Origin of the sequence: Jiella mangrovi, assembly GCF_017815135.1 — a bacterium.
Classification (GTDB): domain Bacteria; phylum Pseudomonadota; class Alphaproteobacteria; order Rhizobiales; family Rhizobiaceae; genus Jiella; species Jiella mangrovi.
Window position 1 is genome coordinate 37,294 of record NZ_JAGJCF010000010.1, and the last position, 25,189, is coordinate 62,482.

21 protein-coding genes are annotated in these 25,189 nt (G+C 64.8%); 14 read left to right on the forward strand and 7 right to left on the reverse strand.

Annotation, left to right across the window (positions count from 1 at the left end; all coding sequences use genetic code 11):
• Nucleotides 1-6 precede the first annotated feature (6 nt).
• On the forward strand, nucleotides 7-888 hold the full coding sequence (locus J6595_RS14065) for a patatin-like phospholipase family protein (protein WP_209595205.1): 882 nt from the start codon (nucleotides 7-9) through the stop codon (nucleotides 886-888).
• A 262-nt stretch (nucleotides 889-1,150) separates the two neighbouring features.
• Here the strand turns inward: J6595_RS14065 and J6595_RS14070 are convergent, their stop codons facing one another.
• Nucleotides 1,151-2,566 (reverse strand): MFS transporter, encoded by a 1,416-nt coding sequence (locus J6595_RS14070; RefSeq protein WP_342453197.1) that lies wholly within the window; start codon nucleotides 2,564-2,566, stop codon nucleotides 1,151-1,153.
• 228 nt (nucleotides 2,567-2,794) lie between these two features.
• Complete coding sequence (locus J6595_RS14075; RefSeq protein WP_209595206.1) at nucleotides 2,795-3,451, reverse strand: TetR/AcrR family transcriptional regulator; 657 nt, start codon at nucleotides 3,449-3,451, stop codon at nucleotides 2,795-2,797.
• Between the two features lie 80 nt (nucleotides 3,452-3,531).
• On the opposite strand from J6595_RS14075, the gene J6595_RS14080 reads away from it, so the two are divergent.
• Both J6595_RS14080 and J6595_RS22755 read left to right on the forward strand, forming a co-directional pair.
• A complete protein-coding gene (locus J6595_RS14080) occupies nucleotides 3,532-4,698 on the forward strand; it encodes an FAD-dependent monooxygenase (RefSeq protein ID WP_209595207.1) in 1,167 nt (388 codons plus the stop codon).
• A 117-nt stretch (nucleotides 4,699-4,815) separates the two neighbouring features.
• A complete protein-coding gene (locus J6595_RS22755) occupies nucleotides 4,816-4,947 on the forward strand; it encodes a hypothetical protein (RefSeq protein ID WP_280891029.1) in 132 nt (43 codons plus the stop codon).
• 50 nt (nucleotides 4,948-4,997) lie between these two features.
• On the opposite strand, the gene J6595_RS14085 is transcribed toward J6595_RS22755, so the two are convergent.
• Entirely contained in the window at nucleotides 4,998-9,917 is a 4,920-nt protein-coding gene (locus J6595_RS14085) for an NAD-glutamate dehydrogenase (protein ID WP_209595208.1), read from the reverse strand.
• A 144-nt stretch (nucleotides 9,918-10,061) separates the two neighbouring features.
• On the opposite strand from J6595_RS14085, the gene J6595_RS14090 reads away from it, so the two are divergent.
• The 9 genes from J6595_RS14090 to zapE all read left to right on the forward strand — a co-directional run bounded on the left by J6595_RS14090 (nucleotide 10,062) and on the right by zapE (nucleotide 17,770).
• Nucleotides 10,062-10,640, forward strand: coding sequence for a peroxidase-related enzyme (locus tag J6595_RS14090; RefSeq protein WP_209595209.1), 579 nt, complete (start codon nucleotides 10,062-10,064; stop codon nucleotides 10,638-10,640).
• Between the two features lie 159 nt (nucleotides 10,641-10,799).
• Nucleotides 10,800-11,513 carry a C40 family peptidase gene (locus J6595_RS14095; RefSeq protein ID WP_209595210.1) on the forward strand — a complete coding sequence of 238 codons (714 nt, stop codon included), beginning with the start codon at nucleotides 10,800-10,802 and terminating at the stop codon, nucleotides 11,511-11,513.
• Nucleotides 11,514-11,617: 104 nt separating this feature from the next.
• Nucleotides 11,618-12,655: a D-alanyl-D-alanine carboxypeptidase family protein gene (locus J6595_RS14100; RefSeq protein WP_209595211.1), complete on the forward strand. Its 1,038-nt coding sequence runs from the start codon at nucleotides 11,618-11,620 to the stop codon at nucleotides 12,653-12,655.
• Nucleotides 12,656-12,875: 220 nt separating this feature from the next.
• The gene (locus J6595_RS14105; RefSeq protein WP_209595212.1) at nucleotides 12,876-13,127 is read left to right on the forward strand and encodes a hypothetical protein; all 252 of its coding nucleotides are present in this window, start codon (nucleotides 12,876-12,878) and stop codon (nucleotides 13,125-13,127) included.
• 11 nt (nucleotides 13,128-13,138) lie between these two features.
• Nucleotides 13,139-14,029, forward strand: a complete 891-nt coding sequence (gene pdxY / locus J6595_RS14110; protein ID WP_209595213.1) for a pyridoxal kinase PdxY — start codon at nucleotides 13,139-13,141, stop codon at nucleotides 14,027-14,029.
• A 133-nt stretch (nucleotides 14,030-14,162) separates the two neighbouring features.
• Complete coding sequence (locus J6595_RS14115; protein ID WP_209595214.1) at nucleotides 14,163-14,903, forward strand: DUF3800 domain-containing protein; 741 nt, start codon at nucleotides 14,163-14,165, stop codon at nucleotides 14,901-14,903.
• Between the two features lie 12 nt (nucleotides 14,904-14,915).
• Complete coding sequence (locus tag J6595_RS14120; RefSeq protein WP_209595215.1) at nucleotides 14,916-15,563, forward strand: carbonic anhydrase; 648 nt, start codon at nucleotides 14,916-14,918, stop codon at nucleotides 15,561-15,563.
• 211 nt (nucleotides 15,564-15,774) lie between these two features.
• Nucleotides 15,775-16,350 (forward strand): protease inhibitor Inh/omp19 family protein, encoded by a 576-nt coding sequence (locus tag J6595_RS14125; protein ID WP_209595216.1) that lies wholly within the window; start codon nucleotides 15,775-15,777, stop codon nucleotides 16,348-16,350.
• Nucleotides 16,351-16,591: 241 nt separating this feature from the next.
• Nucleotides 16,592-17,770 (forward strand): cell division protein ZapE, encoded by a 1,179-nt coding sequence (gene zapE, locus J6595_RS14130; RefSeq protein WP_209595217.1) that lies wholly within the window; start codon nucleotides 16,592-16,594, stop codon nucleotides 17,768-17,770.
• A 167-nt stretch (nucleotides 17,771-17,937) separates the two neighbouring features.
• Here zapE and J6595_RS14135 read toward each other — a convergent pair whose 3' ends face one another.
• The 4 genes from J6595_RS14135 to J6595_RS14150 form a co-directional block, all read right to left on the reverse strand.
• The gene (locus J6595_RS14135; RefSeq protein WP_209595218.1) at nucleotides 17,938-18,102 is read right to left on the reverse strand and encodes a DUF1328 domain-containing protein; all 165 of its coding nucleotides are present in this window, start codon (nucleotides 18,100-18,102) and stop codon (nucleotides 17,938-17,940) included.
• Nucleotides 18,103-18,306: 204 nt separating this feature from the next.
• A complete protein-coding gene (locus tag J6595_RS14140; protein WP_209595219.1) occupies nucleotides 18,307-20,133 on the reverse strand; it encodes a flavin-containing monooxygenase in 1,827 nt (608 codons plus the stop codon).
• A 346-nt stretch (nucleotides 20,134-20,479) separates the two neighbouring features.
• Nucleotides 20,480-20,944, reverse strand: coding sequence for a hypothetical protein (locus J6595_RS14145; RefSeq protein ID WP_209595220.1), 465 nt, complete (start codon nucleotides 20,942-20,944; stop codon nucleotides 20,480-20,482).
• Nucleotides 20,945-21,030: 86 nt separating this feature from the next.
• Entirely contained in the window at nucleotides 21,031-21,420 is a 390-nt protein-coding gene (locus tag J6595_RS14150; protein WP_209595221.1) for a septal ring lytic transglycosylase RlpA family protein, read from the reverse strand.
• Nucleotides 21,421-21,844: 424 nt separating this feature from the next.
• Between J6595_RS14150 and J6595_RS14155 the strand changes: the two genes are divergently transcribed.
• Complete coding sequence (locus J6595_RS14155) at nucleotides 21,845-23,020, forward strand: phosphoserine transaminase (RefSeq protein WP_209595222.1); 1,176 nt, start codon at nucleotides 21,845-21,847, stop codon at nucleotides 23,018-23,020.
• A 413-nt stretch (nucleotides 23,021-23,433) separates the two neighbouring features.
• Complete coding sequence (gene serA, locus J6595_RS14160; protein WP_209595223.1) at nucleotides 23,434-25,041, forward strand: phosphoglycerate dehydrogenase; 1,608 nt, start codon at nucleotides 23,434-23,436, stop codon at nucleotides 25,039-25,041.
• Nucleotides 25,042-25,189: the final 148 nt, after the last annotated feature.

The following is a 25,189-nucleotide window of genomic DNA, read 5'->3' on the forward strand; positions in this document are numbered from 1 at the left end:
GGCGCGTTGCGGCTGGGCATCGCCCTCGGTGGCGGCGGCGCGCGGGGCCTTGCCCACATCCATGTCCTCGAAGCGCTGGACGATCTCGGCCTGAGGCCGGCGCGGATCACCGGTTCCTCGATCGGCGCGATCATCGGGGCCGGCTATGCCAGCGGCATGCCTGCCCGGGACATTCGCGCCTATCTGCTCGACTGTTTCATCAGCCCGCGCATCGTCATCGGCCGGCTCTGGCAGACGCGGCCGGTCTCCCTGCAGGAATTTCTGAGCGACGGCGGCTTCCGCATCGGCCAGCTGAACGCCCGGCGGGTGATCATGGCCTTCATGCCGCCGGACGTGCCGCTGACCTTCGAGGCGTTGGAGATCCCCCTCGGGGTGATGGCGACGGACTTTTACGCCCGGGCGGAATGCGAACTCGACGAGGGCGATCTGCGCAGCGCGATCGCCGCTTCGGCTGCGATCCCCGCGATCTTCCGCCCGGTGCGGCGCGACGGGCGCGTGCTGGTCGATGGCGGCATCTACAATCCCTTGCCCTTCGACCGGCTGAAGGGGACATGCGATTTCACCATCGCGGTGGACGTCAATGGTGGCCCGGAGGGCGACAACAGCCGCATCCCCACACCGATGCAGGCGATGATCGGCGCCTCGCAGCTCACCATGCAGTCGATCATCGACACCAAGCTGATGATCTCGCCGCCCGATCTCCTGTTTCGCCCCGCCGTCTCGTCCTATGGCGTCCTCGACTTCCTTCGCTCGCGCGAGATTCTCGAGGCGACCGACGGTCTGCGGGACGAAGCCAAGCGCGCGATCGAACGGCATGTCGAGGGGCGGCTGAAGGGGCACGGACGCCTGTCACCCCGGCTTGAGGCAGCGGCGTCGCCGTCGCGGTAAGTGGCCGGGCGTCCCGCCTCGACCCGTCGTCATCCCGGGCTTGACCCGGGACCCATTCCAAATCGCCGGCGATATGCCGACTGCATTCGCAGCCGCCGCTCGACTAAGCGAAGGCTGGCGCCGATCCTCCACCGGAGAGGCGCGTCCCCGGCAGAGGAGTGGATCCCGGGTCAAGCCCGGGATGACGAGGCGGATTTATCCGCGCCTTTCGCCGGCCCGAACGGCGGCAGGGCAAGGGCGAGTGGCCAACGCGATGCGCTCCTCACCCTCCACTCGTTTCCGGCGGTCCCTCTGTCCGCACCACCAGTACCAGCCCCACCACGAAGAACACGATGAGGCTGGCCATGCCGATGCGTGAGGCCGTGATCGGATCGAAGCTTTGAGCCGCGAGCGCGGTTGCCGCCGCGACGGCGGCCGGTGCCAGGAAGGACGTCGCCCGGCCGATGAAGGCGTAGAAGCCGAAATAGCGGCCGGCCTCGGCGGCCGTGACGGATTTTGCCATCCAGGACCGGGACGAGGCCTGGATCGGACCGAAGGCGAGGCCGATCAGCAGGCCGAAGACGATGTAGCTCTTCTCCGCACCGCTGGCGAAGACGCCGCCGCCTTCGCCGGGCGGGGCAAATGTCATCAGGCCGAACAGGGCGGAATCCGGGCTGGTCGAGATGATGCCGATGGTGGCGAGCGACAGGCAGAGGATCGCCATCACCACCACCGCTTTCGAGCCAAGCCGCGCGTCGAGCATGCCGGCGAGGAAGCAGCTGGGAATGGCGACGACGTTGAGGATGATGCCGAAGAGGCCGCTTTCGGTCAGCGTCCAGCCGAACATGCCCGCCGCAAAGGCCCCGCCGAGGACGACGAGGGCGTTGACGCCGTCCTGATAGATCATCCGCGCGATCAGAAACTGGAGCAGCGGCCGGCGCTGGCGAATCTCGCGGAAGGTCGCCTTGAGATCGCCGAGGCCCTGGCGGACCGCCGCCGTCACCTTCTCGCCGCGCGGCCGGTCCGGCGTCAGGAGGAACATCGGCAGGATGAAGACGAGATACCAGAGCGCCGCCAGCGGGGCCGTCGCCCGCGCGCCTTCGCCCGTCGCCGGGTCGAGGCCGAAGGCGGGAGGAAGGCCGAGAAGCGTCAGCCCGGTCTCCTTCGAACCGGCGAGAAAGGCGAGTGCCACGATGAGAAAGACGATGCCGCCGGCATAGCCGAGGCCCCAGGCGATGTTGGAAATCCGGCCGATCTCGTCGTTGCGCAACAGCCGTGGGATCATCGCGTCGTTGAAGACGATCGAGAACTCTGCCGCCACCGTCGCCACGACGACGAGCACGGTGGCGACGAAGAGCGACGAGCCGGGCGCGGAAAACCACAGGAGGCATAGCGCGCCGATCTTGAAGCCTGCAAAGAGGCCGATCCAGGGTTTGCGCGGGCCGGCACGATCGGCGACGGCGCCGAGAAACGGCGAGCCGAAGGCGACGAAGAGGCCGGCGACGGTCGCAGACAAGCTCCACCAGGCCTGGCCCGTCGCCGGGTCCGGCGCCAGCTGCGAGACGAAATACGGGCCGAAGACGAAGGTCAGAACGACGGTGAAGAAGGGCTGCGCGGCAAAGTCGAAGGCCATCCAGCCCCACACGCCGGGGCGTCTGAGGGCAGGCCGGGCGTCGCCCGTCAGATCATTCGATGTCACGTGAGAGCCCCCGTCGCAGCCGCAGCGATGGCGCTAGGTGCAACGATTTTGCGCGATGGCGCAAGGCGGGAGCTTGCATCGGGCCATGGGCGACCGGCGTCTGTCTCAAGGCGGAGCCCGACGGCTGACCGCGAGCAAGATAGACGCGTTTCGTGTCTCAGAAAATCGTCTGCCATGGATGGCTTGCGGTCTGTCGGCTTTATACCGCAATCGGCAGGACGTTGCCGTTCAGCTGTCTCGATCGATCGCACCGTAAAGGGTATCCCTGAGTGCCGTCTCAATGCCGGTGCTGGCCTTGTCCACGATGGACAGGAATTTTTCCTTCGCAAGCTTGGCGGCTCCGTTCTTTCGGAAATCCTGGTGCGCTTGGGCAAAGGCGACTGTCCATGCCGCCAAAAGGAGGCTGGCTGCGAGATGGGCGTCGATATCGTCGGCTGGCTGATCGACGGAGGCAGCGAGTGCGTGCGCCAGCGAATTGACCATTTCGTCGCGGATCGCCCGTGCGCGAGCCTTCAACGCATCGCTCGCCGCAATGGTCTCGACGAAGTGACTGCTTTCGTCGCCGAAGCGGATATAGGGACGCTCCTCCGCGACCAGCCGATGCGCGAGGAGGCGGAGCGCAACGATCGGGGCGACATGCGGATCGCGGTTTCGCGCGGCATCGAGCACCACCTGCCGGGCTTCGGGATCTTGATCGAAGAACATGTCCTCCTTGCGGGGGAAATGGTTGAACACCGTCATACGGCCGACGTCGGCGGCATCGGCGATCTCGTCCACCGTGACGTGATCGAAGCCTCGCTCGAAGAACAGACGCGTGGCGACGTCGGAGATCCTTTGGCGCGTGGCGAGCCGTTTCCGGGTGCGGCGGTCAGGGAGTGTCGACATCGGCCCTTGCAATTTATTTATACCCAGTACATTTATGATCGAGGTACATGATTGTCATGCGTATATGATGGGGTGTCAGCATGGAAGCGCAAGATGGTGGCCGTCTCCGTCACGCCGCTCAGGCGGGTGGCCGCGTGCTCATTTCCGGAGCGAGCTTTGCGGGGCTTGCCACGGCCTACTGGATGAAGACGCTTGGCTACGACGTGACGGTCGTCGAAATCGCTGCGGGCCTGCGCAAGGGCGGCACGCCCGTCGACATCAGGGGCGAAACGATCGGGGTCGTCCGTCGCATGGGGCTTCTGGACGCCATCCGCCGCAAAGCACTGCCGCCCCGCCGGACCGAGTTCAAGAACGCGGACGATATCACGCAAGCCCGGATCCCTGCCCGGCCGGCCGTCCTCGACAGTCCTGACGAGGAGTATGAGATCGATCGGGACGATCTGCTCGACATCATGTTCGGCGCGGTTTGCGCCGATGTCGACATCCTTTTCGGGACATCGGTGCTTCGCCTTCAAGAAACGTCGGACGGTGTTTCGGCCTGGTTCTCCGACGGGGCACGACAGGATTTCACGCTCGTCTTCGGCTGCGACGGCACTCGCTCCAGCACCAGACGACTGGTGTTCGGAAACGACGAAGACGTGATGCACTTCATGGGGCTGTATTCTTTTCTGAAGGTCGTGGACCGGAGGTTGATCGAGAGCAACGTCACGCAGATTTTCAGCGTCCCGGGAAAGACGGTGATGCTGAATGGTTATGACGACAAGACCGACATCGCCTTCGGCTTCCGTTCGGATCGTGAGATCCCCTATGAGCACCGTGACATCGAGCAGCAGAAACAGTTGATCCGCGATCAGTTCGAGGGGCTGGGCTGGCGCATACCCGACCTTCTCAAGGAAGTGGACGCTGCTGAAGACTTCTACTTCGACAAGCTCTGCCAGATCAGGATGCCCGCCTGGTCCAGGGGCCGCGTGGCGCTCGTCGGCGACGCTGGCTACTGCCCGTCTCCGGCTGCCGGAATGGGTGGATCTATGGCGATTATCGGCGCGGCGGCGTTGGCGGACGCCCTCGAACGGCATGGCGATGACCATGTCGCCGCGTTCCGGGACTATGATGAAGGCCTGCGCCCGTTCGTGGAGAAGGTGCAGGAGGATGCGATGAGCTTTGGTCTAACGATGTTTGCGCCGGAAACGGAAGCAGCCATCGCCGATCGCGATCGCAGGCTCGCTGAAATGTCAGCGGAACGCTGAAATCCGTCTTTGCTCCGAAACAGAGGCCTTCGCGACGATGCCGCGCACGAATTAACAGGCGTTCTCTCTTGCCCCATGCTATCTCCCGCCATCGCAACCTCATGGAGGATCAGGGCAATGGCCAAGGGTCAGATGCGCAGCAACAAGGAAGTCCGCAAGCCGAAGGCCGACAAGAAGGCCAAGGCTGCGGCTCCCTCGACCGTGCCCGGCAAGTTCGCCGCGCCGCAGACGAGCGACAAGAAGAAGTGAGCGGCCTGCCGGCGCCGAAAAAGGGCGCCGGCCCCTTCACGCGGCGGAGGTCATACCTGCGCCGCAAGATCCGACAGAAGACCCGCCGCGACCGTCAGCCTCGGCACCGAGGTCTCGCCGCTGCCGGCAAGGGTCACGAGCTGGCTGCGGATCCGGTCGACGGTGCCGTGGCGCTCCCTGGCCCAGTCTTCGGGTGACTGGCCGCTGCGCATCGTCGCCGTGGTCAGTTGGCGCCGCGCCCGGGCGATCTGGCTCTCGGCCCGCTGCAGCGCCAGCGTCTCGAAATAGTCGCTGGTGTCCAGCCGGAACAAGGCCGCTTCCAGCCGGCCGATCTCGAACAGCCGGGTAATCTCGAAATAGGTCTCGACGGTCTCTTCCAGGGACTTGCCGGTTTCGCGCGAGACGGCGTCGATATCGGGGATGAGGGCGAGAAGCGGCAGCAGCGCGACCTCTTCGGCGATACCCTGTGGCACGCCCTGGCGCGTCCACTCGCCGACCCGTTGCTCGGCCTCCTGCCTGGCGGCCTCGGAAGCGAGTTCGGCGAGCCGCCCCTTCAGTTTGCCGAGGGCGTCGCGGCTCTCGATGGCGACGCTGGTCAGCCCCGAGCCGAAGCCCTCGTTGCGGACATACCAGGTCGTCAGCCGGCGCAGAAAGCGCCCGACCTGATGATAGAGCCCGTTCTGGACAGCGCCGGGAAGCCTTGCATCGAGGGCGTCGATCCGCTCGTAGAGATCGCGCATGTCGAAGCCGTCCATCGCCGCGACGAAGGCCTCGACGATGGCGGCAGGCGAGGCGCCGGTCGCTTCCTCCACGGTGGTCACGAAGGTCGGGCCGGTGCGGTTGACCACCTCGTTCGCCAGCACCGTCGCGATGATCTCGCGGGCGAGGCGATGGCTCTTGATGTCCTTGGTGAAATCCCGGCGCATCGGCACCGGGAAATAGTCGTGCAGCCGATCTTCCAGATAGGGGTCGTCCGGCAGATCGCTGGCCACGACGGAATCGAAGAGCGTGATCTTGGCATAGGCGAGAAGGACGCCGATCTCCGGCCGGGTGAGGCCCTGGCCGATGCTTCTGAGATCGGCGATCGCACTGTCCGAGGGCAGCGTTTCCACCGCCCGGTCGAGATGGCCGGCGCCCTCCAGAACGCTCATGAAGCGCTGCTGCAGCGCAAGCGCCGAGGCGCCGTCGCGCTCTTCCAGGGAGATTGCGAGGGTCTGCTCGTAATTGTTGGCGAGCACGAGATCGGCCACCTCGTCGGTCATCGAGGCGAGCAGCCTGTCGCGCTCCTCGCGTGACAGCCTGTCTCCCGCCATGGCGCCCTTGAGCGCGATCTTGATGTTGACCTCGACGTCGGAGGTGTTGACGCCGGCGGAATTGTCGATCGCGTCGGAGTTGATCCGGCCGCCCTTCTTGGCAAATTCGATGCGGCCCCTCTGGGTGACGCCGAGATTGGCGCCTTCGCCGATCACCTTGGCGCGGACATCGGCGCCGGTGATGCGCACGGCGTCGTTCGCCCGGTCGCCGACATCGACATTGCTCTCGCTCGAGGCGCGGATGTAGGTGCCGATGCCGCCGAACCAGAGAAGATCGACCGGCGCCTTGAGGATCGCGGTGATGATCTCGGTGGGTGTGCCCTCGTTGCTATCGAGGCCGATGGCCGCGGCCGCCTCGTCGGACAGGTGGATGATCTTCTCCTTGCGCGAGAAGATGCCGCCCCCATGGGAGATTTTGCTGGCATCGTAGTCCTGCCAGGAGGAGCGGGGCACGTCGAACAGCCGTTTGCGCTCGGCGAAGGATGCGGCCGGATCCGGGTTCGGGTCGATGAAGATGTCGCGGTGATCGAAGGCGGCGACGAGCCTGGTTTTTTCCGACAACAACATGCCGTTGCCGAAGACGTCGCCCGACATGTCGCCGCAGCCGGCGGCCGTGAAGGTCTCGGCCTGGATGTCCCAGGCGCCTTCGCCGCCCTCGCCGTCGCGGGGGATCTCGCGGAAATGCCGCTTCACCGCCTCCCAGGCGCCCTTGGCGGTGATGCCCATGGCCTTGTGGTCGTAGCCGGCTGAACCGCCGGAGGCAAAGGCGTCGTCGAGCCAGAAATCCTCTGACTGGGCAATCGCATTGGCGGTGTCGGAGAAGGTCGCCGTGCCCTTGTCGGCGGCGACGACGAAATAGGGGTCGTCGCCGTCATGGCGGCGGACGCCGTCGGGCGTCACCACCGCGTCGCCGACGAGATTGTCGGTCACCGACAGGAGCGAGGCGATGAAGACGACATAGGCCGAGCGGCCGGCGGAAAACCAGGCGTCGCGTTTCGAGGCGTCGGGCAGGCGCTTGGGGTAGAAGCCGCCCTTGGCGCCGACCGGCACGATGACGGCGTTCTTGACCTGCTGCGCCTTGACGAGACCGAGCACTTCGGTGCGGTAGTCCTGCGCCCGGTCGGACCATCTGAGGCCGCCGCGCGCGACCGAGCCGAAGCGCAGATGGACACCCTCGACGCGGGCGTCGAAGACGAAGATCTCGCGATAGGGGACGGGCGCCGGCAGCCCTTCGACGGCGCCGGAATCGAGCTTGAAGGCCAGCGCCGGCTGGACCTTGCCCGGCTCGGAACCCTCCTCGGCGGAAATGCCGTCGACGGCAAAATAGTTGGTCCTGAGCGTCGCCAGAATGGCGTTGAGAAAGCGGCGGACGATGCGGTCGTCATCGGCCGAATCCACCTCGTCGAGGGCATCGAGGATTTCGGCATAGACGTCGGCGCAGCCGCGCACGACCGCGCGGCGGTGCTGCCGCGTTTCGCGCTCGTCTGCGGCGATGGAGGCGTCGTCGCTGTCGGGGGCTCCTTTCGCCGGATCGAAGGATGTCTCGAAGACGCGCCACAGCGCCTGGGCGATGCCGGTATGCCGCACGAGAGCTTTCGCCAGATAATCCTGCGAATAGGACAGCCCCGCCTGGCGCAGATAGCGGGCATAGGCCCGCATCACGTTCGCCTTGCGGAAGTCGAGCCCGGCTTCGAGCACGAGGGCGTTGAAGCCGTCATTCTCGATCCGCCCGCGCCACACGGCGCCGAAGACGTCCTCCAGCGACTTGCCGCTGTCGGCGAGCGGGATCTTCTTGCCGACGCCGGCCCTGACGAGATCCATGTCGTGGAGATGGACGGCGTCGCCATCGGGCCGGGCGAGCCGGAAGGTCCGCTCCGAAATGACGGAAAAGCCCATGTTTTCGAGGATCGGCACGCGGGTCGAGAGTGCCACGGCCTGGCCGAGGTGATAGACCTTCAGCCGCACCGTCTCTTCCAGATCGCCGTCGCGGCGATAGAAGTCGACGAAGAGCGGCTCATCTGCCGACAGCTTCTCGATGACCGAAACGTCCCGCACGGCCTCGGCCGGCGAGACGGTGTCGCGGTAGCTGCCCGGCATGCCGCTGGCAAAGCGTTGATGATGGCTCGGGGCGTGGGCTTTCTCGAGCGCGGTGACGAATTCGTCGTCCCAGTTCTTCGCCATTTCGGCGATGCGCGCTTCCAGCCGCGCGACGTCGACCTCGGGCGTCGGCTCGCCAGAGCGGCCGACGATGATGTGGACGCGCGCCAGAAGCCCTTCCGGAAAGGCCGGGTAATAGGCCGAGACATGGCCCTCGTAATTGTCGGCGAGAAGGCGTCCGATCCGTTCTCTGAGCCGCGAATCGTAGCGATCGCGCGGCACGTAGACCATCACCGAGACGAACCGGTCGAACCGGTCGATCCGCGGCAGGACGCGCACCCGCGGCCGCTCGCCGAGTTCGACGACGATCGCCGCGTAGCGTTCGAGAAGATCGACGTCGATCTGGAAGACTTCGTCGCGCGGATAGGATTCCAGCGCGTTGAGCAGCGCCTTGGCCGAATGGGAGCCCGGCCGGAAGCCGGAGCGCTCGATCACCGTCTCGGCCTTCAGCCTCAGATAGGGGATCGTCAGGATCGAGCGGGTATAGGCCGAGGAGGTGAACAGGCCGACGATCCTGAGTTCGCCGGTCAGGCGGCCCTCGTCGTCATATTGCTTGACGCCGACATAATCCATGTAGGCGCGGCGATGGACCAGCGAGCGGGCGTTGGCCTTGGTGACGATCAGCGGGCTCGCGGCCTCGAGAAAGGCGCGGATCTCCGGCGTCGTCACCATTGGCCGGCCGGGCCGTCCGAGAATGCGGATGTCGGGATCGGCGAGGATGCCGAGCGCGTCGCCCTGGCGCCGCTCCAGGATCTCGCCGTCGCGTTCGCCCTGATAGTCGTAGTCGCAGGCGCCGAGAAAGATGAAGTTGTCGTCGCGCAGCCATTCGAGCAGGCGGGCGGCTTCCGTGACATTCGTGCGCTCGTCCTCGGGCACGGCGGCGGCCCGCCGGTCGAGATCCTCGACCGCGCGGCTGACCCGCTCGCGCATGGCCGAAAAGTCGCGATTGCTGTGGGCGACCTGGACGAGGATCTTCTCCAGCGCCTCCGCCAGGCCCGAGCCCTGCTCGCCGCCTGCCATGGGGTCGATGGCAAACTGGATGAGGCTGGTGCGCGTCGTGCCCGGTCGCGTCTCCTGGCCGGTCCGCGAGGCGGCGAAATCGGTCACGCTGCCGTCCTCGCCCCGGGTTACGTCGATGATCGGATGGGAGATGTAGTGGATCGCATTGGCCCGCTCGGCGATTTCCGCCGTGAGCGAATCGAACAGGAAGGCCATGTCGTCGGAGACGACGGTCACGAGATCCTGCGGCTCGCCGTCGTGGCGGAAGTCGTCCGGCCGGTCGATCCAGACCAGCGGCCGGCCGGGGCGGTTGACGGCGAGCGCTTCGGCGCCGGTCTTGGCGGCAGCGGCGAGCGCCGCGGTGTCGAAGGCTTCGAGATCCTCGACCGGCGGCCGAGCAAAGAGGAGGGGGGCGAGCCTGGCGCCGGGGCTGTCGGCACCGAGCTCTTCGCCGACCCTGGCGACCACGGCCGCCTTTCGCGGATTTGTGTCTTCCTGCATGTGCGATCCCTCCTCTTGCGCCCCTGTTTGTGGCATCAATCATAGGGGAGAGGACCGGAACTGCGAGGCTTGAACCGGTCCCTTGCGGGCGAAAAGCGCCGCAGGCCCCGGCGAGACCCGAGGCACCACATGGGAGGACGGCAGATGACATTGAAACGCGACAGGCCGGTGACGGCGCTCGATCTCGGCCTCGCCGAGCCGATGTCGGAGCGCACGAAGGCCTATTTCGACAAATGCGAGGAAAAGCTTGGCCTCGTGCCGAACGTGCTCCTCGCCTATGCCTTCGACGAAAAGAAGCTCGAGGCGTTCTCGCGCTTCTACAACGAGGTGATGCTGGCCGACAGCGAGCTATCAAAGCTCGAGCGGGAGATGATCGCGGTCGTCGTGTCGGCGATCAATCACTGCCACTACTGCCTCGTCGCCCATGGCGCGGCGCTGCGCGAACTTTCCGGCGATCCGGTCTTCAGCGAGACCATCGCCCAGAACTGGCGCGCCGCCGGTCTCGACGAGCGGCAGACCGCGATCCTGGATTTCGTGACGAAGCTCACCGAGCGGCCGGACACGATCGTCGAGCAGGACCGCGAGGCCTTGAGGAAAGCCGGCTTCTCCAACCGCGCGATTTTCGACATCGCCCAGACGGCGGGCTTCTTCGCCATGTCGAACCGCGTCGCTTCGGCGAGCGAGATGCGTCCGAACGAGGTGTATCACGGGATGGCGCGGTGATGGGTAGGGCGCGTCAAACCCGCACAGCATTTCGACCGCGATGACGGCGGCGTCGGCGATTTCCTAACCGGACCTTAACGACTTGGGCCCAGCCTGCCGCCTGATCTGACGCCGTGCCGACGTGGCGCGGCGAACCCGGCAGTCGAAAGGCACGGCCGCATGATGATTGCCCGTATCGGCATGATGCTGATCCTCGGCGCCGTTTCGGCGATCGGACCAGTGAGCGGCGCGGCCGCACAATATCTCACCGACCACGACTTCCAGGACTGGCAGACCGCGCAGCTGATCTTCGAGGAGGAGGAAGGTCCGCTCGCCGAGGCCCTTCAGGCTGCGACGAAGAGCCCTTACACCCATGTCGGCATCGTCAGGATCACCGGTGGCGGCCCGGTGGTTCTCGATACGAAGCCGGCGCTGTGGGAGAATTTCGTCGAGGAATTCATCGCGAACGGGGTCGGTGGCCATTATGCCGTCTACGAGGTTCGCGGCTTGTCCGGGGACGCGATCTTCACCCCCGCGCGGATGGCCAACGACTATCTCAACGCGCCGGACGATCCCTATCTGCGCCCCGGCGGCCCGGAGCTTTCCGGGGCCGAACTCGTCCAGCTCGTCTATCGATCGGTCGGCTATGAACTCGGGCGTTCCGTTCGGTTCGAGGATCTCGATATCGAGCGGCCGGAATTTCGGCGCTGGTTCGAGACCGTCTGGCGCGATCATCCCGATTGCACCGCGCGCTCCCTCGATCGCAAGGCCTGCCGGGCGCTCGTCGGGCGTCAGATGGTGCTCACCCCGGCGAGCATCGCGGCCGATCCGAAGGTGATCTGCGTCTGGTCGAATTTCGCGGCCGACAAAGGGCGGTGCCCGGGACCTCGGTAATCATGTTCCGATCCCGGCCAAAAGGGTGTATCGGGCCGGGGAGGGGACAGGTCCATGCCAATGATCCTGCCTCATGCCGGTATCGCCAATCGTCTCGGTGTTTCATGCGCAATCTCTTCGCGGCCATCTTCCTCTCGATCACGGCCTTTGCCGTTCCGGCCATGGCGACGCCCGCCCTCGTCGTCGATGTCGGCAGCCGCGCGGTGCTTTATGCCGACGACGCCGGGCACCCCTGGTTTCCCGCCTCGACCACCAAGCTGATGACCGCGCTCGTCACCTTCGAGGCCTTGCAGGCGGGGGAGGTGACGCTGGACACCCCCGTCGTCATGACGCCCAAGGCAATGAGCCAGAAGTCGCTGCATGCCGGCCTCAGCGTCGGCCGGGGGATGCGGCTGGAGGATGCCCTCTACGCCGCCTTTGCGGGGTCGGCCAACGAGGTCGCCGTGGCGTTGTCGCAGACCGTGGCCGGAAGCGAGGCGGCCTTCGTCGAGCGGATGAACGCTGCGGCCGAACGCCTCGGTATGACCGCCAGCCATTTCGCCAATGCCAATGGCCTGTTCGATCCCTCCCAGCACGTCTCGGCGCGCGATCTCGCCATCCTGGCGATGACCATCAATCAGCGATTTCCCCAGTATCGGCAGATCTTCCGCACCGCGCGGGTGGTGATCGACGGCAAGGCGGTCGATTCCTTCAACGAGCTTCTCACCCGCTATCCCGGCGCCGTCGGGATGAAGACTGGATTTCTGTGCGCCTCCGGCCGCAACCTCGTCGGGATCGCCGAGCGCGACGATCGCCGCATCATGGTGGTGCTGCTCGGCGCGACGACGGACAGGGAGCGCGCGGAGCGCGCCGCCAAGCTCCTCGACGAGGCGTTTTCGGGCAAGCTGCAGCCGATCGGCAAGACGATCGACGAGATCGCCGATCAGCCGAACGAGGCGCCGCCGGACATGCGGATGAAACTGTGCAGCGACCAGACCGCGCCCTACGAGGCGGCGCGCGATGCGCTCTATCCGATGGGGCTGCCGGGCCACGAGAGCTATCTCGGCCCCGCAACGGAGCCGGCGACCCATGTCGTTCACACCTTCGAAGCCGATCCGAACGGGCGCGTTCCGGTCCCGACGCCGCGCCCGGAAGCCGGCTAGACGGCAGGCCCCGACCGCTGCGGTCATGAGTGAAGCCGGCGATCCGGTCGGCATTCTCCTTAGTATCGAACGTCAGGCTGGTCAGGGTTCGGCGGCCGAGCTTTCGTCAGATTGGCGGACGGGAGGGCGATCGGGATTTCATCGGCCGCAGCTCGTTCTGCTCGTGACGAGGTCGTCATTGCCTGTTGCCCTTGGCGGCCATTTCGTGAAGATGCGAGGCATGAGCGGCAAACCATCCGAAGACGAGCGCCAGCGCGAGGCCAAGGCCATTCTCGAACGCGTGCGCCAGGAGACCGACCCGCAGATCGGGGCGCACACCCAGGCGGCGCTGACGCGAACCGGCGATCACTTCATGGCGCGGGACGTCGATCAGTCCGACAGGATCGAGGTTCTCGGCTCGCGCATCGGGCGGATCGCCAGCATCGGCGGCTTCATCGTCCTGGCGCTGATTCTCGCCAACCACTTTTCTTAAGGCACGGCGCGATGACGAAAGACGGCAATCCGGCCGGTGACCGGCAAGCGGTGATCTCGATCGCGAGCCACGTCGTGCGCGGAACGGTGGGCAATCGCGCCGCGGCCTTTGCGCTGGAATCGCTCGGGTTTCCCGTCTGGTCGGTGCCGACGGTGACGCTGCCCTGGCATCCGGGCCATGGCGCATCGACGCGGATCGTGCCGCCTGAAGCAGATTTCGCCGCGATGATGGCGGAGCTTGCGCAGTCGCCCTGGCTCGGCGAGGTCGGCGCCGTCCTGGTCGGCTATTTCGGGGCCAGCCACCAGGTCGAGCCGGTGGCGCAATTGGTCGAGGCGGTCCGCAGGAAGAACCCCGGAGCAATCGTCCTGTGCGATCCGGCGACCGGCGATGGCGGCCGCCTCTATCAGCCCCGCGAGACGCTGGAGGCGACGCGCGACAGGCTTCTGCCGCTCGCCGATATCGCGACGCCCAACCGGTTCGAACTGGAGTTTCTGACCGGGCTCGACCTCACCGACAATCGAGAGCTCATCGAGGCAGCGAGCGCGCTCGGGCCGCGCACCGTCGTCGTCACCTCGGCCTTCGCCATGTTGCGGGGCGGCACCGGCAACCTTCTCGTCGACGACCGCGACGTCATGCTCGCCGAACACCGGCTGATCGAGAACGCCCCGAAGGGCCTGGGCGATCTGACCTCGGCGGTGTTTCTCGCCCGCATCCTTTCGGGCGCCACGCCGGAGAAGGCGCTGCAGTCGACCACGGCGACGGTGTTCGAGCTCCTTGCCCGCACGATCAAGCGCGGCGCCGACGAACTGACCATCGAGACCGATCTCGACAGCCTGAGGCATCCGATGGCCATGGTCCAGATGCGCCGGCTCGGCCGCTCGGTGCCGAAGCAGCCGGCTTGACCGTTGACGGGACCGCTTCCTCTTGTTGCCAAGCTGGGGATTTGCGCTTATTTGTTGCATTGCGGTTGGGAGAACTGCCTTTGCAGTTCGTCGAGGCGATTGCTTCGCCCGGCCGCCTTTCAACGCGAGGCCGATGTATCTGCTGTATCTGGACGATTCCGGCTCATCAGGAAATGCCGCCGATGGGCATGTCATCCTGGCGGGATTCGCCGTTTTCGAGCGTCAGCCGCATTGGCTTTCCCTTCAGCTAGACGATTTGGCGCGGGAAATTTGGCCGCAGAATCCTGATGGTTTGGAGTTTCGGGGAGCTGACATTTTCAGCGGCAAGAGACACTGGCGTGGTGTCGGCAAGGTTCAGCGTTTAGATTGCTATCGCCGCGCTTTGAGCATTCTTGGAACGTCGCGGCTTGTGCATGTCTTCGGCATTGCAGTCCATAAGGCTTCGGTGTCTCCGGACGATCCGATGGAGCGGGCGTTCGAGGAGATCGCAAACCGTTTCGACCGTTTCCTCGGCCGCTTGCACAGGCAGAACAATACGCAGCGCGGTCTGATTGTTCTCGACAAGTCGTCTTATGGGACGTCTCTTCAGGGACTGGCCACAAATTTTCGTTCTGTCGGACACCGATGGGGCCAGCTTTTCAATCTCACGGATGTGCCGTTATTCGTCGATTCTCGAGCGACCCGGCTCATCCAGTATGCCGACATGGTTGCCTATGCGCTGCGGCGCTACTACGAAAACGGACAATCGGAATATTTCGACCTGATCAGTAGGCGTTTTGATGCGCAGGGTGGCGTTGTGCACGGCCTTGCCCATCTGGTCAGGCCCGAGAATGCGTGTCATTGCCAAGCATGCCGGCAGCGCGTTCGGAACTAGGACCCTTAGTATATGGCGAAACGTCTCCCCGATCATCTGATGGCAGGCTACAATTCCTTCATCGCCAAGCGTTTGCCGGGCGAGCGGCAGCTGTTTCGCGAGCTTGCCGACAAGGGACAGCATCCCAAGACGATGGTGATCGCCTGCTGCGATTCCCGGACCGCGCCGGAAACGCTTTTCGACTGTGCACCGGGCGATATCTTCGTGGTGCGCAACGTCGCCAATCTCGTCCCCCCTTACGAGCCGGACGGCGAGTATCACTCGACCTCCGCGGCGCTGGAATTTGCCGTCAATTCGCTGAAGGTCGAGCACATCGTCATTCTCGGCCACGGCAATTGCGGCGGCATCCACGCTGCGCTGTCGCCATCGGCCGAGCCGCTGTCCTCCGGCGATTTCATTGGCCGCTGGATGAGCCTGCTCGATCCAGCGGCCAAGGCCGTCGGCGCCAACGAGCTGATGACCGGGCGCGAGCGGCAATCGGCACTGGAGCGAATCGCCATTCGCTACTCGCTGAAGAACCTGCGCAGCTTCCCCTTCATCGCCGCCTTGGAGGCGGAGGGAAAGATCACGCTGCACGGCGCCTGGGTGGACATTTCGTCCGGTGCGCTCTGGGCGATGGATCCGGAGAGTGGCGATTTTTCGATGACGACCGAGGAGTAGGGCCGGCGTTTCTTTACGCCCGAAGGTCGATGCCGACGCCGATCGTTGCATATCGGCGATGGTGGCGGTGGATTCTCGTGCAAAGAAGCGGCCATCTGTCGCGTTTTGATACATTGATGCCTTGCGCAGCAGCCAACGCGTCCGCTTTACTGAGGACGACAACATCGACAGGCCGCCCGTGCGGGCCTGATCGTTCCGGGGAATTGATTTCATGAAACATCCAGCAAGGATCGCTGCGGTCGCCGCCATGCTTCTTTTTGCGGCAGGCTGCTCGCGGTCGACGTCGCCTTATGCGGATAACGGCCCGCCGCCCTTGCAGCCCGTGCCCTCGGGGCGGATCGCATCCAACCAGCTGCCGCCGCCGCCGCCGCCGCCGCCGCCCTCGAACGATTCGATGAACTCCGATCCGTCGATGAGTGACGCCGATCTTGCAAGCGACGGGACCCAGGGCAACCTGCCGGCGGATAACAACACGCCGAACACCCAGGTCGCCAGCGCCAGCCAGCAGCCCCTGTCGCGCAACTCGGTTCTGGGCGCCTACAAGGTGACGACCGACGGCGGCAACTGCCAGATCATCCTGTCGCTCACCAAGTGGTCCGGCGGCTACCGCGCCGCCTCGCGCGGTTGCCCCGGCAAGGTCGCCGACGTCTCGGCCTGGGACGTCTCCGGCAGCCAGGTGGTCCTGCGCGATTCCGGCGGCTCCAACGTCGCCAGCCTGAACTCTTCCGGAGGCTCGCGCTACGAGGGGCGCACCACGGGCGGCCAGAGCATCACGCTCTATCGCTGAGCCACACCGCGACGTCGGATTCGCGTCTGTCGGACGCGCGTGCTGAAAATCGCAAATGGGAGGGTCGCCGGTTTCGCCGGCGGCCCTTTTCACGTTTTGCCGGCCGCTCATCGAACTGTTGGGGATCGGCAAACGGTTGTTCTTGTGCGCGCGGCGACAATAATGCTGCATTGCAAAGACGCGCAAAGCCGCGTCCGCACTCTTGCCGGTCGACGAACGAGACGAAGGAACCGACGAACCGATGGCCCCCAGCGCAACCGTCGAACCCAAGTCGCGGCAAGGCCCGGTCCGCTCCGCGCTGGAGCGGCTGATCCAGTCCGGCGAGATCGAGAGCGATCCGATCCAGCGACGGCTGGCCGACCGGCTCGACGCTCTCGACCGGCGCCTTTCGGCGGAGGTCGGAGCCTCCAAGAAGAGCGCGCTCGGCTGGCTTTTCGGCCAAAAGCGCGATGCCGACCCGGTGAAAGGGCTTTACGTCTATGGCGACGTCGGCCGGGGCAAGACCATGCTGATGGACATGTTCTTCCGTCAGAGCTCGGTCGCGGCAAAGCGCCGGGTGCATTTTCACGCCCTCATGGGCGAGGTGCACGAGCTGATCGGCGAACACCGGCGGGCCCACAAGAACGGCGAGGTGAAGGGCGACGATCCTATCCCGCCGGTCGCGGCCAGAATCGCGGAAAAATCCAGGCTCTTGTGCTTCGACGAATTCACCGTGACCGACATCGCCGACGCGATGATCCTGTCGCGGCTGTTCAAGGCCCTGTTCGCCAACGGCCTCGTTCTCGTTGCGACATCGAACGTCGCGCCCGACGATCTTTATCCCGACGGGCTCAACAGGCCGCTCTTCCTGCCCTTCGTGAAGGTGCTCAAGGAGCATGCCGAAGTGTTCGAGCTAGCCGGGGAGGAGGATTATCGGCTGGCGTTTCTGGGCGAGGAGGACATTTATGTCGAGACCTCCGATCCGGCTGCCGGCCAGCGCATCGACGCGGCATGGGAGCGCCTTCTCGACGGTTCGAAGGAGACGACGGCCTCATTGTCGGTGAAGGGGCGTACCATTCCCGTTCCGCGGGCCGGAAACGGCGCTGCCCGGTTTGCCTTCGACGATCTTTTGAAGCGGCCGCTGGGATCCCAGGACTATCTCGCCCTTGCCCAGCGCTTTCACACGATCCTCGTCGAGAACGTTCCGGTAATGGACGAGGCCGAGCGGAACGAGGCCAAGCGGTTCATCACTCTGGTCGACACCTTCTATGATGCCGGCAAAAGGCTCGTCGTTTCGGCGGACGCTCCCGCGAACGAGCTCTATCAGGGACGTTCGGGCACCGAAGCCTTCGAGTTCGACCGAACCACGTCGCGTCTCTTCGAGATGCGTTCGCGGGAGTATCTCGAGAAGGCGAGCGCCAGAGAAGACGCGCGGAGCTGATTGCGGCGCATACGCGCCATTGCGGGCCGGATGCGAAAGGTCGGCGACAGCCGCGAGGACGCGTGATCATTGTGTCGGAAACGAACGGTCGAGCGCGTGCGGCGCAAAGAAAAAGCCGCCCCGTCGCAAGACGGAGCGGCTTTTGTGATGCGGACTGGTACAGCCGATCAGAGCGCGCGGCGGCGACCGAAGATCAGCGACAGCACGAAGAGCACGATCGCGACGAAGAAAATGATCTTGGCGATGCCGACGGCTGTGCCGGCAATACCGCCGAAGCCAAGAACAGCCGCGATCAAGGCGACCACGAGGAAAGTAATTGCCCAACCGATCATGGCTGGTACTCCTTTTCACGAAGATTTTTGTTGCCTCGGAAACGGACTGCCAGCGGTAAAGGTTGCAAGCCTGCGAACAATTCTTTTTCGGCAGCCATCAAGAAACGTCCGGCGAAGGATGACGATCGCCCAATGGGCCGGATGCGATACGGGCGAGCCATCGGCCCGCCCGGGTCCTGTCGTCCGATGATCGGGAACGGCGGGTCACCGTCCGAGGTGGTGGGTTTCCTGCTGGCCCCAGACCGGCGTCGCAATCCCCTCCATCCGCGCCTTCAGCTGCAAGGCGAGATAGAGCGAGTAGTGCCGTGACTGGTGCAGGTTGCCGCCGTGGAACCACAGATGCTCGACCTGTGTCGGCTTCCACATATTGCGCTGCTCGCCCTCCCAGGGGCCGGGATCCTTTGGCGTATCCGAGCCGAGGCCCCAGACCTTGCCGACCTTGTCGGCCGCTTCCTGGCTGACGAGATCGGCGACCCAGCCGTTCATCGACCCGTAGCCGGTGGCATAGACGATGAGGTCGGCCGGCAGTTCGGTGCCGTCGGCGAGCTTCACGCCGGTCTCGGTGATCTCCTCGACCTGGCCGGCCTTCAGCTTGATCTTGCCGTCGATGATCAGCTGCGAGGCGCCGACGTCGATATAGTAGCCCGAGCCGCGCCTCAGATACTTCATGAACAGGCCGGAGCCGTCGGCGCCGAAATCGAGCTGGAAACCGGCCTTCTCCAGCGCGTCGTAGAAGGCTTTGTCGACCTCGCGGATCTTGTCGTAGATCGGGATCTGGAACTCGTGCAGGATCCGGTAGGGGATCGAGGCGAAGATCATGTCCGCCTTGTGGGTGTCGATCCCCGCCTTCAGCGCCCGCTCCGAATAAAGATCGCCGAGGCCGTATTCCATCAAGGGGTCCGAGCGGACGATGTGGGTGGTCGAGCGCTGCACCATGGTAACGTCGGCACCCGCTTCGTAGAGTGCCGCGCATATGTCATGGGCCGAATTGTTCGAGCCGACGACGACGACGGTCTTGCCCTTGTAGGCGTCCGGACCCGGATGCTGGGATGAATGCTGCTGCTCGCCCTTGAACCGGTCCATGCCGGGAAATTTCGGCATGTTGGGCTTGGCCGACATGCCGGTGGCGAAGACCAGTTCCTTCGGCCGGAGTGTCACCTCCTCGCCGTCGCGGTCGACCACGACCTCCCACTCGCCTTTGGCTTCGTCGTAGCGGGCGCTCCTGGCCGTCGTCTTCGACCAGTAGTTCAGCTCCATCACCCGCGCATACATTTCCAGCCAGTCACCGATCTTGTCCTTGGGGGCGAAGACCGGCCAGTTCTTCGGAAACTGGATGTAGGGCAGGTGGTCGTACCAGACCGGATCGTGCAGGCAGAGCGACTTGTACCGCTTGCGCCAGGAATCGCCGGGCTTGTCGTTCTTTTCGACGACGATCGTCGGAACCCCGAGCTGGCGCAGCCGCGCGGCGAGCGCGATGCCGCCCTGGCCGCCGCCGATGATCACCGTGAAAGGCTGGGTGCCATAGCCGAGATCGCGCGCCTCTGCCTCGCGCTTTTCCAGCCAGCTCTTGCGGTTGGGATCGGAGCCGTGTTCGGCACCCATAGGCCGGCGCTCGCTCATCGGCTCCTCGAAGCCCTTGAGCTCGGTCATGGCGGTGAGGAAGGTCCAGGCCTTGCCGTCCTTCAGCCGCATGACGCCTTCGCCGCGGGCGACGTCGGTCTCGAAGGTGAAGAAGCCGGTGGCGACGCCGCCCTCTTCGCTCGGCTCCTCGGAAAGCTGGAAGTTTCGCGGCTTTACGCCGTCAAGGACGGCCGTGAGCATCTCCTTGATTCCATCGGGATTTTCGACGGTCTTGATATTCCAGGTAAACGCGATGAGATCGCGCCAGAAGCTCGTCGCCGCGAACATCGACGCCGCCTTGCCGGCATCTTTCGCGGCGAGGGCCGCCTCGAAATCCGAAAGCCAGGCTTCGGCCTTCGCACGCGCAGCACTCGCCGTCCCTGCGGACGGTCGTTCCAGGGTCTCGCTCATTTTTCCTCCCCTTTGACTGATGGTGGCGCGTGGATGGACGCGCCGATCACCGGCCGGATCCCTTTTGACCATCGCCGGACCTCCGCCTATGGCTGGCGGTTTCAGGGGCCCGGCTTCTCCCGGCCGAAGGTCTTCACGAGGGGAGTTTGCGCCGACGCAGGGGCGCGCGCAAGACGGCACCGTTTCGACGGCATCGGCCCGAAAACCGGAATCGGTTTTCTGACGAGTACGATGCGGCGCTTGAGACGCTGCGAGCAACGAGTCGCCGCTGCCGAAACGAAAAAAGCGCCGCGCAAGCAACTGCACGGCGCCTCGACGGACGGACTGTGTTGGTCTTTGGCGAAGCCTACTGGCGCTCTTCAGGGAAATACACCGGACCGACGATGCGAATGCCGGTGGCGGTGCGCCGGATCTTCGGATCGGGCGATGCAACGGCGTCGATCCCGCTCCTGGTGTCTGCTCCAGAACCGATCGCCTCGGCGCGAGATGTGGGAATGGGCAGGCTGTCCAGCCGAAGACTTGAGACCTCGAAGCTTTCCTGCGAGCTTGCATCCTGTGCGTGGACGAAAGACGAAGTCGAAACCAGTACAGACGCTGCGGCAAAAAGCGTAAAAATCTTCGTATTCACTGGTAACCCCTGTTTCGTCACGGCGATGATGGACGATCGTCTTGGGGTATAAAGGCGCGTGGCGGAAGTCTGGTTCCCGCGAAAGATTGAAAGTCGGTAAAAATCGGCTCTGGAACGGCGGGCCGTGAAATTTCGGCGGTTCCAGTCGGGCGACTGGCGGGTGGGGAGCCACGGCTCACCCATCCCCCTCATGTCTCAAGAAAGACGACACCGTCGTCTCACCCCCTTTTTTCTCGGTCCTCTCGGACCGACCCCTCAGTCGACAGGTCTTAAAGAATGTCGATCTTGACCGGCGCGGTGCCGGAACGGACCATGCCGATGCGTGCGGCGGCCGCCTTCGAAAGGTCGATGACCCGGCCATGGGCATAAGGCCCGCGATCGTTGATCCTGACGACGACGGACTTGCCGTTCCGCCGGTTGGTGACGCGCACCTTGGTTCCGAACGGAAGCGATTTGTGAGCCGCCGTCATGGCGTTCATGTTGAAGCGCTCGCCATTGGCGGTGCGGCGGCCGTGGAATCGGGCGCCATAATAAGAAGCATTGCCGGCGCGGGCCTTCTTGGCCCCGGCGAAGGCCTGATCGGCGACCATCGGCGCATGGGTGATTGCCGGGGCTGCAAGGAGCGCGACCGCCAGGGCGAGGGATTTCGCGATTTTCATGGATGTCCTTTGCTGCGTTGCGTTTCCGCTGGCGGCTCTTTCGGCAACTCCTTTGACGAAACCGTGATCGAAACCCGGCGAGAGGAAGATTATTTCTGGGCAGAAGGAACCTTTTCCAGTTTGGCTCCAACTTCCTGACTTTTTGGAGAAAATTTCGCCCCTCTTTGGGCGCGAATGCGACAGGGACGTCGCAATTTGGCGAAATGTGGCAGGGTGGATGAGGGCCGGGATGGGGGGTCGGCCGTTCCGTTGACAACCATTATGGCGAGCGCATTTCGGGGCCGGCGAGCCCGCCGCCCTATTGCCGGGTATTTTCGTTTCGCACCACTTTCGAGCGCTTGCCGTGCCCCGCGCTTTGGTCTATCTGCCGCGGTGGGACACCTCTCCCCAACGAGAGGCGCCTATCTGAAAGGGTAGCTACAAGATGGCTCATATCTCCAAGCCGGACATGCGTCCGGCCAATCCCCGCTTTTCGTCCGGACCTTGCGCGAAACGACCCGGTTGGTCGCTTCAGGCGCTTGAAGATGCCGCGCTCGGTCGCTCGCATCGCGCCAAGATCGGCAAGTCCAAACTTGCCCAGGCGATCGACGAAACCCGTGAAATTCTCGGCGTTCCCGCCGACTATCGCATCGGCATCGTGCCGGCGTCGGACACCGGCGCGGTCGAGATGGCGATGTGGTCGCTGCTCGGCGCGCGCGGCGTCGATATGGTGGCCTGGGAGTCCTTCGGCTCCGGCTGGGTTACCGACGCGATCAAGCAGCTGAAGCTCGACGACGTGCGCAAGCTCGAAGCGCCCTATGGCGAGATCGTCAACTTCGCCGAGGTCGATTTCGACCGCGACGTGGTCTTCACCTGGAACGGCACCACCTCCGGCGTCAAAGTGCCGAGTGGCGACAACATTCCCGACCACCGCAAGGGCCTGACGATCTGCGACGCCACCTCGGCGGCGTTTGCCCAGGATCTGCCCTTCGACAAGCTCGATGTCGTCACCTTCTCCTGGCAGAAGGTGATGGGCGGCGAGGCGGCCCACGGCATGCTGATCCTCTCGCCGCGCGCCGTCGAGCGGCTAGAAAGCTACACCCCCGCCTGGCCGCTGCCGAAGATCTTCCGCATGACCAAGGGCGGCAAGCTGATCGAGGGCATCTTCAAGGGCGAGACGATCAACACCCCCTCGATGCTCTGCGTCGAGGACTATCTGGACGCGCTCGCCTGGGGCAAATCGGTCGGTGGCCTCGAAGGCCTGAAGGGCCGGGCCGACGCCAATCTCGCCGTCATCGAGAAATTCGTCGCGGCGAATGACTGGATCGGCTTTCTCGCCAAACGGCCGGACATCCGCTCCAACACCTCGGTGTGCCTGACCTTCACCGATCCGGACCTCGTCGCCCAGCCCGAAGACGCCCAGAACGCCTTCGCCAAGGGTGTCGCCTCGCTGCTCGAAAAAGAGGGCGTTGCCCTCGACATCGGCGCCTATCGCGATGCGCCGGCAGGCCTGCGCATCTGGTGCGGCGCGACCGTCGAGGCGTCGGACCTCGAAGCGCTGATGCCCTGGCTCGCCTGGGCCTACGAGACCCAGAAGGGCGAACTCGCCAAAGCGGCTTAAAGGCCGCGGGGCGTTTCCTCATCCCTCATCCTGAGGTGCCACCGCAGGTGGCCTCGAAGGGCGAGGGATGACGGGCGCCGAGGCTCGCCTCTCGCCCTTCGAGGCTCGCTTCGCTCGCACCTCAGGATGAGGGGCTCAGGCCTGCCGTAGTTTGCATCAGGTTTTCGCGCTTCGGCCTCCGGCCCCCAGCGACCTCCAACGCTTCGTCATCCCGGGCTTGACCCGGGATCCATGCCAAATCGCCGAACATGAACCGATCGGGCCGAGATCACCCCCGGCCGGACTGCCCGCCGAAAAGGCCGCGGAATGGATCCCGGCTCGAGGCCGGGATGACGACCAGGTTCATCGTTCGCACCCGTCATTCAGCCGGCGCTGCCTAAAGGCCAAGCGCCGCAGACAAAAGGACCAAACCCATGGCACCCCGCGTACTCGTTTCCGACGCGCTTTCCGAAACCGCCGTGCAGATCTTCAAGGATCGCGGCATCGAGGTCGATTTCCAGCCGCAGCTCGGCAAGGACAAGGACAAGCTCGCCGAGATCATCGGCCAGTATGACGGCCTCGCCATCCGCTCGGCCACCAAGGCGACCGAAAAGCTCATCGAGGCGGCGACCAATCTGAAGGTCATCGGCCGCGCTGGCATCGGCGTCGACAACGTCGACATCCCGGCGGCAAGCCGTAAGGGCATCATCGTGATGAACACGCCCTTCGGCAATTCGATCACTACCGCCGAACACGCCATCGCGCTGATGTTCGCCGTCGCCCGCGAGCTGCCCGCCGCCGATGCCTCGACCCAGGCCGGCAAGTGGGAGAAGAACCGCTTCATGGGCGTCGAGATCACCGGCAAGACCCTCGGCATCATCGGCTGCGGCAATATCGGCTCGATCGTCGCCTCGCGCGGTGTCGGCCTGAAGATGCGCGTCGTCGCCTTCGATCCGTTCCTGTCGGCCGAGCGCGCCGCGCAGATGGGCATCGAGAAGGTCGAGCTCGACGAGCTCTTCAAGCGCTCCGACTTCATCACGCTGCACACGCCGATGACCGACAAGACCCGCGGCATCATCAACAAGGCGGCGATCGCCAAGATGAAGGACGGCGTGCGCATCATCAACTGCGCCCGTGGCGGCCTCGTCGTCGAGGCGGATCTCGCCGAGGCGCTGAAATCCGGCAAGGTGGCGGGTGCCGGTGTCGACGTCTTCGAGACCGAACCGGCCAAGGAGAGCGTGCTCTTCGGCCTGCCGAACGTCGTCTGCACGCCGCATCTCGGCGCTTCCACCTCGGAGGCTCAGGAGAACGTCGCGCTCCAGGTCGCCGAGCAGATGTCCGACTATCTCCTTCGCGGTGCCGTTTCCAACGCCATCAACATGCCGTCGATCACCGCCGAGGAGGCGCCGATCCTGACGCCCTTCGTCAAGCTCGCCGAGTGCCTCGGCGCCTTTGTCGGCCAGGTCACGGAAGAGCCGATCAAGTCGGTGGAGATCGTCTATGACGGCACCGTCGCGACGATGAACACCAAGGCGCTGACCTCGGCGGCGCTCGCCGGGCTGATGAAGAGCCAGGTCGCCGACATCAACATGGTCTCGGCGCCGGTGATGGCGAAGGAGCGGGGCATTCAGGTGACCGAATCGCGCCGCGACCAGTCCGGCGTCTTCGAGACCTATATCCGGCTCCAGATCACCACCGAGAAGCAGACCCGGGACGTTGCCGGCACCGTGTTCTCAGACGGCAAGCCGCGCTTCATCCAGATCAAGGGCATCAATCTCGACGCCGAGATCGGCCGCTACATGGTCTACACCACCAACAACGACGCGCCCGGTATCATCGGCCTGCTCGGCACGGTGTTTGGCCAGGCGGACGTCAACATCGCCAACTTCCAGCTCGGCCGCAACCGGCCCGGCGGCGATGCGATCGCGCTGCTCTATGTCGATTCTCCCGTGTCGGAAGAGGTGCTCGACAAGGTCCGCTCGCACAAGGCGATCGCCAGCGCCAAGCCGCTGGTCTTCGACGTGGCCGAAGCGACGGCCTGAGCCGCCGAAGTCTCTGACATCGTCCTCCCATGACGACCTTGTGCCGGCGACATTCCTTCGTGTCGCCGGCACATTTTTATGCATGCGGCCTGCCGGGTCGGTTGCTATCCGTCATCGTGACCGGGCTGCCGGTCTGGCAGCCGGGGTT

What these genes read in the sequence shown, in the direction of transcription:
- J6595_RS14095 (WP_209595210.1), top strand. Translation starts at nt 10,800, where the DNA reads ATGATGATTGCCCGTATCGGCATGATGCTGATCCTCGGCGCCGTTTCG.
- serA (WP_209595223.1), top strand. Translation starts at nt 23,434, where the DNA reads ATGGCACCCCGCGTACTCGTTTCCGACGCGCTTTCCGAAACCGCCGTG.
- pdxY (WP_209595213.1), top strand. Translation starts at nt 13,139, where the DNA reads ATGACGAAAGACGGCAATCCGGCCGGTGACCGGCAAGCGGTGATCTCG.
- J6595_RS14140 (WP_209595219.1), bottom strand. Translation starts at nt 20,133, where the DNA reads ATGAGCGAGACCCTGGAACGACCGTCCGCAGGGACGGCGAGTGCTGCG.
- J6595_RS14085 (WP_209595208.1), bottom strand. Translation starts at nt 9,917, where the DNA reads ATGCAGGAAGACACAAATCCGCGAAAGGCGGCCGTGGTCGCCAGGGTC.
- J6595_RS14115 (WP_209595214.1), top strand. Translation starts at nt 14,163, where the DNA reads ATGTATCTGCTGTATCTGGACGATTCCGGCTCATCAGGAAATGCCGCC.
- J6595_RS14100 (WP_209595211.1), top strand. Translation starts at nt 11,618, where the DNA reads ATGCGCAATCTCTTCGCGGCCATCTTCCTCTCGATCACGGCCTTTGCC.
- J6595_RS14120 (WP_209595215.1), top strand. Translation starts at nt 14,916, where the DNA reads ATGGCGAAACGTCTCCCCGATCATCTGATGGCAGGCTACAATTCCTTC.
- J6595_RS14145 (WP_209595220.1), bottom strand. Translation starts at nt 20,944, where the DNA reads ATGGGTGAGCCGTGGCTCCCCACCCGCCAGTCGCCCGACTGGAACCGC.
- J6595_RS14105 (WP_209595212.1), top strand. Translation starts at nt 12,876, where the DNA reads ATGAGCGGCAAACCATCCGAAGACGAGCGCCAGCGCGAGGCCAAGGCC.
- zapE (WP_209595217.1), top strand. Translation starts at nt 16,592, where the DNA reads ATGGCCCCCAGCGCAACCGTCGAACCCAAGTCGCGGCAAGGCCCGGTC.
- J6595_RS14150 (WP_209595221.1), bottom strand. Translation starts at nt 21,420, where the DNA reads ATGAAAATCGCGAAATCCCTCGCCCTGGCGGTCGCGCTCCTTGCAGCC.
- J6595_RS14125 (WP_209595216.1), top strand. Translation starts at nt 15,775, where the DNA reads ATGAAACATCCAGCAAGGATCGCTGCGGTCGCCGCCATGCTTCTTTTT.
- J6595_RS14090 (WP_209595209.1), top strand. Translation starts at nt 10,062, where the DNA reads ATGACATTGAAACGCGACAGGCCGGTGACGGCGCTCGATCTCGGCCTC.
- J6595_RS22755 (WP_280891029.1), top strand. Translation starts at nt 4,816, where the DNA reads ATGGCCAAGGGTCAGATGCGCAGCAACAAGGAAGTCCGCAAGCCGAAG.
- J6595_RS14155 (WP_209595222.1), top strand. Translation starts at nt 21,845, where the DNA reads ATGGCTCATATCTCCAAGCCGGACATGCGTCCGGCCAATCCCCGCTTT.
- J6595_RS14075 (WP_209595206.1), bottom strand. Translation starts at nt 3,451, where the DNA reads ATGTCGACACTCCCTGACCGCCGCACCCGGAAACGGCTCGCCACGCGC.
- J6595_RS14080 (WP_209595207.1), top strand. Translation starts at nt 3,532, where the DNA reads ATGGAAGCGCAAGATGGTGGCCGTCTCCGTCACGCCGCTCAGGCGGGT.
- J6595_RS14135 (WP_209595218.1), bottom strand. Translation starts at nt 18,102, where the DNA reads ATGATCGGTTGGGCAATTACTTTCCTCGTGGTCGCCTTGATCGCGGCT.